A 235-nucleotide genomic window follows, 5' to 3' on the forward strand; every position below is an offset into this window, starting at 1 on the left:
GCTCCTTCACTTGATCGATATCTTTGCTACGATAAGTTTCCAACAATTCTATCCGTGCTGTCATTTTAGATATCCCACCGTTGTGCAAGGTCGTAAAGCTCTTCATTACCCGGATGGACATTCCCATCGCCCTAAAGTAATTTAATACCTGAAACCAAATCATATCGGCTTCTGAATACCGGCGATATCCATTCTCATCCCGTTCTATTCCTTCAATTAAACCGCTTTGTTCGTA

General features: G+C 41.7%; 1 protein-coding gene. It reads right to left on the reverse strand.

Features of this window, described 5'->3' with window-relative positions:
* On the reverse strand, window positions 1-235 hold a 235-nt coding region (locus KVT38_RS34255; RefSeq protein WP_217598150.1), incomplete at both ends, for a MerR family transcriptional regulator.

The sequence above is a fragment of the Cohnella sp. GbtcB17 genome (genome assembly GCF_019091135.1).
In the GTDB taxonomy this organism is placed as follows: domain Bacteria; phylum Bacillota; class Bacilli; order Paenibacillales; family Paenibacillaceae; genus Cohnella.